Here is a 12,708-nt window from a genome sequence, read left to right as displayed (position 1 = left end):
ATTTTTTAAACTCCAAAGCTATACTCTAGAAATCTTTAGTATAAATTTCTGATTTAACCCTCAAAATGAAATAGCTCATGGATATAAATTAATATTTTTAATAGCAAGTAGATTCATATCATTAAATCTCAACCAAGATAGATTTTTCTGCGGTTTGCCATTTTACCACAACCTCACCTGTTCCAAACTTTGGTGTCTGGTATCTATGATTCTCTCCCCCTTCAATATGTAGTGTTTTATTTACCCTTCTAATAAATTTAAATTCAAGCAGGGTATCTGCTGGAACACATATATCAAAATAACCAATAGGAAATTGATACATGATTTGGTTAAAAAATGGCCCTACTGCTTTGCAAGGGGTCATATCCCCTAATGAATATGTATTCCCCATTATAAAAACTTCACTCTCGGGTATTTCATATCCGTTTTCAATAACAAATCGAATACAAACTTGTTTTTTATTTAAGACCTCCACATGTTTATAGATATTACTTCTAGTTCCTTTATCTGTTACAACAGTAATTCCATATTTACCGTCGTTCACCACTGGAATTTTCACTTGAATACTAGTATGTGACCATGAAATCACTTCCGCCTCTTCTTCCTCAAAAAATACAGATCCTTTTTTAGAAGTAAAACCACATCCATCAATACAAATTATTTGACCAACTGTAGTCATTTTATGTCCCACAGTTCCTATTAAAGGTAAACTATTTACTCCTTTATGGTGCCAAACATGTACTGATCCTGGTCCGAGCCATAATGAATTTATACTATTATTCTCAACCGTAATTACCTCACCATCTAAAAGGCCCTCTAATATATCTTTATACTTTCTAGAAGGAAGTGCTGTTTTAACACCTTTTATTTCATACCCTTCTGTTAAATTTCGATTCAAAGCTATTAATACCACATCACCGCCAAAGCATCTTTCATATACATAGAGATCATCTGTTATATACCGTTCCTTAGTAGTTCCATATGGAAGTGCATTATTTAATCTACGTAACGAAGATAAAGCTTGTATTATCTTAAAATTGTCTGTATTTACATTAAAAGATTCCATTTGACCACGATTATTCGGATCTCCATTCCCAACCATATACTGTTCTGTACCGTAGTATATAGAAGGGATCCCCCTTGAAGTTAATAAAAATACTAATGATTGTTCTACTCCACGTTTACTTTGTTCCTTCATGTGAAAACGATCCATATCATGATTGTCAATAAAAGTAACAAGATTGTTCGCATCATTATAAATTTGATATGTTTCTTCAATCATTTTGTGTAAACCATAAATGGAATCAATTCCATCTCGAAAAACTTCACGTACTTTATGAGCAAAACTAAAATCTAACAAACTCATACCACTATTATTTGCAAAGTTAATATTTCTATGATCATACTCATTCGGATTTATATACCATTCACCAAAAATAAATACTGGCCTATGATTATAGATTGAATTTAGCCAACTTTTTTGCCAGCCGTATGACATATGTTTCACTGCATCAACCCGTATGCCATCTATTCCTTGATCTAACCATAGTTTAATAGCTTCTTTAAAATACAAATCAATAACGATATTTTGATGATTTAGATCTGCAAGATCAAATAAATTACGATAAACTCCATCTTCATATTCTTCAAAATCCGTCCCACCATTATGATGAAAATAATGATTGTAATCATTATCGTATCCACCAAGTAATAATCCATCATCATATAATCTACCATTTTCAGCATAGGTCGCATCATCGTGTAATGCAGGTGAGGTATGATTCGGCGCAAAATCCATAATAACTTTTATGTCTTTTGCATGAGCAGTTTTGATTAATGTTTGGAAGTCTTCAAATGTCCCAAAAAAAGGATTTGCTCTTTTAAAATCACGAGCCCAATACCCATGATATGAAGTACTTCCTACCAAATCATTTATTGGTGTAAAGATATTTTCTACCGGTTGAGATATCCATAGAGACGTCACACCTAGTTCAGTAAAATAATTTGCATTTAATTTTTCAATAATCCCTATCCAATCCCCACCAAAGTATTTCTTTTTATTTCTCCTAGATTCATCGTATAACTCTCCTTTTGGGTTATATGATGGACATCCATTAAGAAATCTGTCAGTTACAATTTGATATATTATATCTTTAGAAAAATTCACACTACTCCTACTAAATTTAAGCCTATCTTTTTCTTTCAAATGACAACCTCCATCCTATAGAAGTATTAATCAGCTATTTTCAAACATTCAGCACCCTACCCTTAAGTACCATTTGAAAAATAGTTAGAATATATTTTCCCTCCTAACTAGTAACTACTGTTTTTTTAATTTTTATATAAAATAACGTCTACAAGTAGGTTCTATATTTGTCCTGTAAACTGTACCATTTGATTTATGTCGAAGTAAGGGAAAAATTGTCATTATATAGGGAGGATAAATATAGAAAATATTTTCATTGAATCAGCTTACAAAATAGAGAACTAATAAAATATATAGACAAAACATTTTTAATTTGGTAATATTCACCTGAAAATATTTGGTAAAATTTTCTGAAGAGAGGAGTATTTATAATAAATGCTAGATTTTTAATAAAATCACCATTTATACTACTAATTTCAATCTTATATGCCTAAATTAACTATAAAATACAAATATAGTTTCTGTTCTTACAAATATTAAAAACCTAGGAAAAAGTTGTAAGGAAATTTCAAAATAATCTGGAGAAATATTTTATTTTTGAAAATCTTATATAAAAGTTAAAACATTATTGTACAGTTAAAATGTTCTCCCTTAAATATTCATTAACAATTTCTCTATACATTATAGACTTGCTTCTACGAATGTAATAATGCTATTAGTAGTTATTTTCATGTAATTTGATTTCATAAAAATAATGTATAGGGATTATATTAGTTACTTATGTACTTAAATCTATCTCATCACTGCCTTTATTACCTCAGAATAACAATATTTTATATTAATATAACTCTAATGCAGCAAGATTCTATTTCATTAGCCTTCTAATTAACTTGATTACTTAAATTCACCACTTTTAGTTTGTAAGCAAATTTTCAAAATTAAATACTTAAATTTGTGAGGTGGCCATACTATGCAACAACAAGTCGAATTAGATTCTTCTCTTGCTGTTTCTTCTAAAAAGACAATATGGAAAAATCGTACATTTACATTTGTATTTACAGGTTATACTTTGTCAATGTTTGGGAATTCATTTCACAGTATTGCTTTAAATCTCTGGGTACTGCAATCCACCGGTAGTGCTAAATTAATGTCTACCATTGCTATAACTCATATGGTTATGAGCATGTTATTTTCTTCCATCGCAGGTACTGTTGCTGATAGGGTCGATCGCAGAAAATTAATGTGGATAACAGATATGATACGAAGTCTTTTGATACTAGGTATTGCACTTTGTATTGCACTTCCTGGCACACCATTTATTCTCATTATTATCTTAACTGCCCTCACTTCTTGCGCAGGGCTATTTCAATCTCCCGCCTTCCATGCTTCCTTAATCGATATTGTAGGAAAAGAAAAAGTTCAACAAGCAACTGGTGTATTAAATGTCGCAGATAACGTTTCCCGAATATCAGGGCTAGCTATAGGAGGAATTGTCGTTGCAGCCTTTGGTGGGAGCATCGCTATTTCAGTCGACGCATTTACTTTTATGCTATCTGCCATTCTAGTGTTGTTAAGTGGAAAATTTCCTAATTCTATTAAAAAATCTGATGTGAAAAACTCATTTCATGAAGACCTTATTGCAGGCTTTAAGTATATATGGAAGAATCCATTTGCTAAGTCTATTATTATTCTCTCACCCACTTTAATTACATTTTTCACCGCTTCTTTAATGCTTATCCAGGTAATGTCTGTAAAAGTATGGAAAGCAAATCCTATTGAATTTGGAATAATAGAATCCAGTATTCCAATAGGTTATATGTTAGGCGCAGGGATTATCATCTTTTTTGATAAAAAATTACATCGTCGTGGTTGGTGGATAATTCTTAGTATGGTTTTATTGGCTCCAATCTTTGTAGGAATATCTTTTGCTCCATCAGTACTGTATGCAGTGCCTTTAATTCTACTCTTGGGAATACTTTTTTCGTTCTGCACACTCTTAGTCAATGTCATTATTAAGGTTGAAGTATCACCAGAATTGCAAGGTAGAACCTTTGGAACACTTGGTTCCCTTACGAGTATAGCATCACCAATTGCTCTAGCTATTTCCTCATTTTTTGCTGACATATATGGTCCACCATTAATCTTATTAATAAATGGAGTCTTATTATTTATTTCAGGGCTAATTGTGCTGTTCTTTCTTAAATCAATTAGATCATATAAATAATATTCTTTCGATATACCAAAAACACAATAAGTATCTAAACATGAAAAATGCAGAAAGTGTTAGGGATACCGATACCCACTCTTTCTGCATTTTTCTATACTACTAAAGGAGAGATTCATATGACAAAAAAAATCCTTCTACTAGGAACCTTTCTGTTAGCAGCTAGCCTATTAGGTTGCAAAGATACAGAACACAAGGATACTCTAAATAAAATGGAAACATCTCAAAAAAAGCATGAAGGTGAAAAAGAAAAAATTCCATTTAATAATATGACAGCAGAAGAATATTTGAAGAACTATAATAATATAAAGAGTACATTATCTACTCAGGGTGTCAAAATTCTCCCATTTAATCTTGAGCTAGAAAAAAAATCTAATACATATAGATTTTTTTATCCAAAAACAAGAGATGATTTAGATAGAAATGCGAAATGGGTAAGTGTTATGTTAAGGGAAGGCGGAAAAATGATTGATGGAATTATGTATAATGGCCATGCAGATAAACCTACGATTAAAGCGATGATACAAGCTACTAACGTTACCTGGACTAATGAATTAGATCAATTAATTGAGTCAATTGGACATGAAGATTTTTCAAAAACAGTACAACTTGAAAAGATAAAACTTTCAGTCAAAGGTAATTCGAAAAATATTACAGTTATGATAGATTCAATTAAGTTAAACCCACCTGAATCTCTTTAAAATAAATTATGTTCCAAATTTCTATTAAATATGTGACGCTCCTTTGATTTTACACTCAAAAGAAATTTATACAACTTTAAACACTTAAGTATAACTATGAACTATACAAAAAAATCGTCAGTGCTTTTAAACAGCCACTGACGATTTTTTATGCTCTTACACCATTGTGACAAAAAAGGCATCTGCAATATGCTCCACCTTCTTATTTAATCTTAATCCCAAATCATTATTCAATGATTTCAAAAAGATTATTACCATTATTACCACTTGGTAAAATGAATTTTACATGTTGGTCTGTTGGAATAGTTATATAATGATATTGATCGGGTTTGGTTAATTTAGTAGTACTTTTCCAAGCTCCTGAAGTCCAATAAGTTACTTGTGAAAAAAATGCTAGTGGCGGAAATTTCTCTGGATCAGATGGCTTATCATTTTCTGAAATAATTTCAGGTTTAATTCTAATTTTCTTTCCTGCCGCATTTTTAAATTGAAAGTCGTAAACAATTCCATAATTCCCTTCAAGAGTTGGGTTAGAATTTCCTAAATACCATAGAGGTGCTTCGTATTCATTAATACCAACACTGGATTGAGGATAGGCTTTACTTGTTTTTAAACCTACATAAAAGCTACTTGTTGTCGCATTATCAATAACAGCATACCTTTCATCGTAATTATAATTAGCAGTTGAAGTATTTTTATTATAATTTTTAACCTGTGGTGTTTTTATGGAATCAAAGATTGCTGAAGGGCTAGGGAACTGTCCATCTGGTTTTTTCTTTGAAACAAATTGACGTAGTGTTAATTTTGTATTCGGAATGAATTTAATTTTCCCATTAACTGCAAAAGTGTCTTCTACCTCTTTCTCTAATATAAATACATGGCCACCTGCTGGAATAGTAATAGCTTGATCATTGCTACTATTTCCATATTTAACTATAGTACTAGATGTAATCCCCATTATGTCCCACGAACCGTCAGGGCTAACCGGGTATGCCGCATTTACAGCGCTATTTTTAATTCTTATAGTTTGTGGTATACGATCTTCATTGTGTATAGCATATCCAAATTTCAATGTAGCCCCAGTATAATTTCGATTAAAAAATTCAGCACTATATTCTTGATTTGCTTCTAATATTCTTTCGTTTGTGTAGTAAGCATACTTACCATCGTCAAAGTTCGATCCCATATTTGGATTATCGTATACAACTTCAGGTGCATTTGTATATATATACTTTGCCCCGCCTTGGTTATATTTTACTTGTGTAATCGTAGAAGCATCTACCCCTCCTGAATCAGTTATTCCTAAAAACAAAAGTGACGATAGCAAAACTGATGAAAAAACTTTTCTTTTCAAAAATACAGCTCCCTTCCATTTATTACAACTAAATCTAGCATACGCTTCGCATACAATAAATGTAAATAAAATATACAGCTGTTATTATTGAGAAATACTGATTCATTTGGATAAATTAATTAAATCTAATGTTATTAATTCATTCTAAAATATTTCATTAAATAAAATAAGCATCTCCCACTTTTAGTTCAATAGCTAGAAATAGGCGATGCAATTTCTAGCTATCGAACTAGATTTCTTTTTTATACCCTAACTGTATATTATCTATATTATAAGACTTAATAATTTCATAATATCTCGTTTATTTAGTTACAGGATTAAAAAACTAGTTTATAAAAAAATTAATTCTCGTATGGTAATCCCGACTTTTTCCACGCAAGAAATCCTCCCTTTAGATTAACTACTTCCTTTATACCAGCTCTTTGTAAAATACTAGCTGCTATAGCGGAACGTAACCCCGTTCGACATTGTAAAACTATTGGACAATTTTTCGGTACATCATCTAGCCGTTCAAGTAGATTACCTAAAGCAATATGTATTGCATCATAAAGATATCCTTCATCCCACTCTTTTTTACTACGCACATCGATAACCTTTACACTTCCATCTTTTATTAACGGATATAATTCATTTGATGTTTTTTCCTTATAAATTTCTAAACTTTGGAATCTTTGAATTACCTTTGAAGGTGCAAAAGCAATAATATTATCTAAGCCAATGGACTCAAAGTCTCTAATAACCTCCTCCGCTTTAACCTTTTCCTCATCTAGAATGATTAAAGTTTCTGTTTTATATTCTAGTAACCACCCACACCAAGTTGTGAAAGAATTGTTATACGGTATGTTAATTGATTTCTCGATGTGCCCATAAGCAAAACTCTCTATATCCCTTATATCAACTATTTGCTGAACGCTCCTCATAACTTCTTGAAGTTCTTCTACTGTTTTAATAGCAAAAACTTCTCTCTTCTTACGAATTGGAGGACCATACTGATTTAAATTCTTCATTAATGAAAAATATTTTGGAGGCTCTGGCTGTCCCGTCAATAAAGTCGATACAAAATCACTTTCTTCATTACACTGAAATGCCCAATTGAACATCTTTTCATAGCCTAAGGTAGAAGTGGGAATTGCTCCTAATGCTTTTCCACATGCGCTTCCTGCACCATGTGATGGCCATATTTGCAAATAATCAGGGAGTGTTTTTATTTTTTGTATAGAATCAAATAATTCTTTCGCTCCTATTTTTGCGGTATCTTTCATACCTACAGCAGTTTCTAATAAATCGGGTCTTCCTATATCTCCAACAAATATAAAATCACCTGTGAATATTCCTATTGGCTTATCATTCTTATAGTTATTTTGACTTGTATCAGTTACTAAAAAAGAAATACTTTCAGGTGTATGCCCTGGTGTGTGAATTACATTAAATTTTATATGACCTACTTTAAACTCTGCCCCCTCTCTAACCAAATAATATCGACCTTCGTTAAGATATTGATATTTCCAATCACAATCACCTTCATCAGATACATATAAATTGGCATGATAAAGAGTAGAAAGTTCTCTAGACCCAGAAAGAAAATCTGCATGAATGTGAGTTTCAGCCGCAGCAATTACTTCCATCCCCTCTTTCTTAGCAAATTCTATATATTGTTCTATATAGCGACCCGGATCAATTACAATTGCTACGCCTTCCTTCTGACAACCAACTAAATAAGAAGCATGTGCTAATTTTTCATCATAAAAATATTTTAAAAGCATAGCTATTCCCTCCAATTAGTTATTTCAAATTACTTTTCAACACTTGTAATCGCTTTCTATATTCTTCTATAGGATCCCTTTCAACATAAAGTTCCAATACATATAGGGCAACATATATCTTTTAAGTAAAAACATACTATATCGTTCTTTCGCTTGATTAAACGGAAACGTTTCTTGAGGCTCATGTTCATAGTTAAATTCAGCGAGTATAAGACTTTTATAACCTGTAACAATGGGGCACGATGTATATCCATCATATTTAGCATGCAAGTCTCTTCCGTTAAGTACGTCCATAATATTTTGTTTTAAGACAGGTATTTGTTTTCGAATTGCCGCTCCAGTTTTAGAGGTTGGTAAATTGGTACAATCTCCAAGTCCGAAAATATTCTTATACTGTACATGTTGCAAAGTATAAGGGTTTATATCTACCCAGCCCTGAGAATCACTTATTTCACTCTCTTTAATAAAATTAGGTGGCCCCATAGGTGGAACAACATGGATCATACTATACGGTACTGTCTCTCTTTTCAGTGTTTGCGTATCTTCAAAAATTGCCTCTTTCTTCTCAGCGATAATTTCTACTAAGTTTTTATTATAATTTGTTATTATTTTCTTTCTTTCAAGTACTTGTTCTAATGTATTAGCATATCGTGGAACCTGAAATATGTTAGCGTTCGCGGTATAAAACATTACTTCACTTTTGTTTCTTACACCGCTATTAGAAAAATACTCTTCTGCTAAATACATAATCTTTTGTGGAGCACCACCGCATTTAATAGGAGTATTTGGGTGGGTAAACACCGCATTTCCTCCTTTAAATTTTTCAATTTCTCTCCAAGTAGAATCAACATATTTATAAGAGTAATTGCTACAAACCCCATTAATCCCAATAGACTCCTTTAAGCCTTTAATGCCGTCCCAATTTATTTGTATACCGGCTGCTACAATAAGAATTTCATACTCAATCAGCAGTCCATCATCTAAAAGTAGCTTATTTTCATCTGGAAACAACCTAACAACACTTTTAGGGATCCATGTTGCCCCTTTTGGAATAAGCAATTCTTGATCACGTATCGTACTTTCCTTTGATACAATTCCTCCCCCCACTAAACTCCATAGTGGTTGAAAGTAATGTTTTTTTGATGGATCAATAATTGCAATACTTTCTTTCAATAGGGGTACATTTCGTAACAAATGTGCAGTAGAAGATATTCCAGCAGTTCCAGCACCAATTACAACAATTTTATAACTTTCTCTGGTCTTCATTATCCTCCTCCTACCTGAAATTAGTTTTCAATTTAACTCATCGGAGTAATAATATTATTATAAGTTAAAAACACTCTTGTTTTATCTGATTTAAATGAATATTTTGTTAATATTACCCATCGACATTACTATATGGGGTAGCACCACATGGTCATCAACTTAAAAAATTAATTGTCACCCAAAACGAAAAAAATGAGACGAATTCTTATAAATAACTGTAAAAAGGTAGAATTCTCGTTATGGAGATGTCTAAGAATATCAGCTTGATGGGCATGGCGTGCTACCACAAGATTCAAAAATATTAACAAACTGAAAGAGCATGTTTTTAAAAACGTTTATTAAAAACATGCTCTTATTGTATTAAATGGCGAACTTTTTCACTTCTTATTGAACAGCTTCGTTCAATTTATTATTAAAATTTTTTCTCTAACGCCCGATATTAATCTGCAATTCTTGTTACCACTAAAGATGGATTTCCATAAGAAGAAACTTCACCTTGTGCAACATCAATTATAATACTTAATGAATCATTTGCATTTAATCTAATTAATACTGTTTTCCCGATGGTATACGCATTCAAAACGTTTGCAGGGACATCTGTACTTATAGATGTCGTACCTTCAAATTCACTTTCTTGAACAGGTGTAATGTCATTAATATATAACCTAAATTTTAAAACTGTATTTGCAGGGGTTAAATCACGATTAAAGACTCTTGCTGTTAAATCCATATTAATTTCATATATTCCACCACTCAACACTTGGATACTATTATTTAATAAATCTAGATTTGTTCCCAAAGATGGACCAAGATTCTGGAAAACTACTTTTTGGCCTACATTTGCTGTACGAAGTGTATTAGATCTATCATACAATGCTCCATAAGCTACAGTACTTCCGATTCCTGTTGGACCTGTACTTCCAATTCCTGTTGGTCCCGTTAATCCGGTTTCTCCGGTTGATCCAGTGAATCCTGTAGGTCCTGTTATTCCAGTCGGACCAGTAGGACCTGTAGTCCCAGTCGAACCAGTGGGTCCTGTTGGCAATGTAAAAGGCGGGATAGGTGGCAATGTAGGACCCAGTAAGTTCGGATCAAATGCTGCTCCAATCAAAAATTCATTTTCTTTATTCATGCACACATCTCCTTATGATGCTTGTACTTACCATAATTATTAAATGCTCATTACTAGACAAATGATCTTCACATAAGCGGAATTTCTCCTTTTTATTTTACAAAATATGAAAAAAAGCTTGTAGCTGGATTTATTATGCTTGGTCTAAATCTTCCGAATTGGATGTACGGAGGGAATTTCCTTTTTACAGATGGATGGTGATATGAAAGATGATGAATTTAATAAATATATAGAAACTATGAATAAGGTAGTAAAATAATTGATTTAGAATGGTGGTATATGGAGTACCGCCACATGCCCATCAACTTAAGAATTTTATGACATCCAAAAACGAAAATTTGCCCCTTTTACAGTTATTTATACAATTCGGCTCATTTTTTTCGTTTTGGTGAACAATTAATTTCTTAAGTTGATTGCGATATAGTGATACCCCAAAATACAAAAATCTCCTTCAAAAAAAGGCGCCTACGCACCTTTTGTAATCCACTTGTACTTTATTCTGCATCCAAAATCCCTTCTGAATCACTTTAATGCATCATTGTACGGACCTAATTGCTTTTTAGAAAAATAATAATTTGTCTCCTTACTTTTCAGTAACATATTTCCTTTTATAATTAAAAAATAGGTAGCTACTAGAAAATAGATTATCCCTAATATCCAATCCAAATTTGTAGCTAAATTGTGTAAAAGAACATATCTCATATATGCATAACCAATCGGAACATGTAGTAATACAACCGCACCTAATCCTGGGTTGTATATTGTTTTAGCTTTTATATTCGCAAAAATACCATGCCATATGAATTGAAAAAATCCCATTAAAATAGGGGCCAACCCAAGCCATATAATATTTGGAAAGAAAACCGGAAGTAAATAAAAAACATACGCAATCAAAATATTTATTACCATAGCAGATTGTGTATTTAATGGATAGCGATTTGGTATATCACTTTTAAATATAACTACATTAAACAGACCAGCAAAATAACCTGGCCAACGATACTCTTCAAATTGATGCACTAAAATGGCTACAAAACTTAACGCTAACAGTACTTTTATTTCACTCATTTCTCCAAAATTGGTGACCAAACAACCTACGACAACAATTGCCATAACTAACCCTACATCACACCAATGCTTTCTAAAGAAACTAATCATCTCTATCACCCACTATCTCAATTTTTATAAAAATAGCGTTCAAATAGGAAATCAATTTGCTTTTCTACAGGCAGTATTCTTATATCTGCCCCTGATTCAAGAATTGGCATCATTAATGCTGGAAGAAAAATGGATCCGAATATTTGCACTGTCATCATCATTAAAATTTCCTGATCCGTTTCATTTGTTATTTCACTCAAAATATTCTTCACTTTACTAAAACCGAGCCTCTTCAAAAAATCTCCATATTCGTATTGAGATGTAAATACCGTAGTTCCCATTGCAATAATTTTCCTAACTAACTCGGGGTATTGCCGAATTACTAGTACATAATCAAGTAAAAATATTTTTAATCTTTCTTTTGCTGGCACTTTAATATCATCTAAAATAGAAAAAGTGTATTGAAAGCTAATTAATAAGACTTTAATTGTTTCACTAATCAACTTTTCTTTTGAGCCAAAATGGTAATTGATAAGCGCAATATTAGTATCTGACAATGCCGCAATTTTTCTTATTGTTACACTTTCGAAGCCTTTGTCTTTAATTAACTCTAATGTTGTATTTAAAATCTTTTCTTTCGTAGATATGTTTTCATTTCCCCTCAACTTATCTCCTCCTCTAAAATTTATCATTTAAACAACGTTTTAAACATTGTTTAAATTTATAGTATCACCTTCAATTTTTAATATCAATTTAATCCTTTCGACATTTCCGATTCCCTATTCTTTTTTATCTTTGTTATTAAAGTTTATATATACATTTGAGAACGTCTTTGTTGTTTTCCAGTCCCTCCATAATGTGAGCAGTCAGTAATTTTAATAATTGAGCTGCTGTGTAAACAATTATATAAATTAACATTATTTTTCTTTCCTAAGAAAAAAGATGAACACAATTTTTTTATGTATCCTATTTATTGGTAACTAATGTATTACTGTGACCTAGCTTGGACTGAATCCCCTTGTTG

The 12,708-nt window shown here is 31.9% G+C and carries 9 protein-coding genes; 2 read left to right on the top strand and 7 right to left on the bottom strand.

Annotated elements, in window-relative coordinates:
- Positions 1-121: 121 nt before the first annotated feature.
- Entirely contained in the window at positions 122-2,206 is a 2,085-nt protein-coding gene (locus tag DN393_RS20670) for an alpha-amylase family glycosyl hydrolase (protein ID WP_149173812.1), read from the bottom strand.
- Positions 2,207-3,116: 910 nt separating this feature from the next.
- On the opposite strand from DN393_RS20670, the gene DN393_RS20665 reads away from it, so the two are divergent.
- On the top strand, positions 3,117-4,370 hold the full coding sequence (locus DN393_RS20665) for an MFS transporter (RefSeq protein ID WP_064474059.1): 1,254 nt from the start codon (positions 3,117-3,119) through the stop codon (positions 4,368-4,370).
- A gap of 119 nt (positions 4,371-4,489) precedes the next feature.
- Positions 4,490-5,071: a hypothetical protein gene (locus tag DN393_RS20660; protein WP_064474058.1), complete on the top strand. Its 582-nt coding sequence runs from the start codon at positions 4,490-4,492 to the stop codon at positions 5,069-5,071.
- 226 nt (positions 5,072-5,297) lie between these two features.
- Here DN393_RS20660 and DN393_RS20655 read toward each other — a convergent pair whose 3' ends face one another.
- The 6 genes from DN393_RS20655 to DN393_RS20630 form a co-directional block, all read right to left on the bottom strand.
- Positions 5,298-6,425 carry a copper amine oxidase gene (locus DN393_RS20655; RefSeq protein ID WP_149173811.1) on the bottom strand — a complete coding sequence of 376 codons (1,128 nt, stop codon included), beginning with the start codon at positions 6,423-6,425 and terminating at the stop codon, positions 5,298-5,300.
- A 341-nt stretch (positions 6,426-6,766) separates the two neighbouring features.
- Positions 6,767-8,188, bottom strand: coding sequence for an MBL fold metallo-hydrolase (locus DN393_RS20650; RefSeq protein WP_149173810.1), 1,422 nt, complete (start codon positions 8,186-8,188; stop codon positions 6,767-6,769).
- 66 nt (positions 8,189-8,254) lie between these two features.
- Entirely contained in the window at positions 8,255-9,454 is a 1,200-nt protein-coding gene (locus tag DN393_RS20645) for an FAD/NAD(P)-binding oxidoreductase (RefSeq protein ID WP_064474055.1), read from the bottom strand.
- A gap of 439 nt (positions 9,455-9,893) precedes the next feature.
- Positions 9,894-10,586, bottom strand: a complete 693-nt coding sequence (locus DN393_RS20640) for an exosporium leader peptide-containing protein (RefSeq protein ID WP_064474054.1) — start codon at positions 10,584-10,586, stop codon at positions 9,894-9,896.
- A 522-nt stretch (positions 10,587-11,108) separates the two neighbouring features.
- Positions 11,109-11,753 (bottom strand): HXXEE domain-containing protein, encoded by a 645-nt coding sequence (locus tag DN393_RS20635; protein ID WP_081257092.1) that lies wholly within the window; start codon positions 11,751-11,753, stop codon positions 11,109-11,111.
- Between the two features lie 8 nt (positions 11,754-11,761).
- A complete protein-coding gene (locus DN393_RS20630; RefSeq protein WP_064474052.1) occupies positions 11,762-12,349 on the bottom strand; it encodes a TetR/AcrR family transcriptional regulator in 588 nt (195 codons plus the stop codon).
- Between the last annotated feature and the right edge of the window lie 359 nt (positions 12,350-12,708).

The organism is Bacillus sp. BPN334 (assembly GCF_008368885.1).
Classification (GTDB): Bacteria; Bacillota; Bacilli; order Bacillales; family Bacillaceae_G; genus Bacillus_A; species Bacillus_A wiedmannii.
The sequence above is the reverse complement of the archived record's forward strand: the minus strand, read 5'-3'. Positions and strand labels throughout refer to the sequence as shown.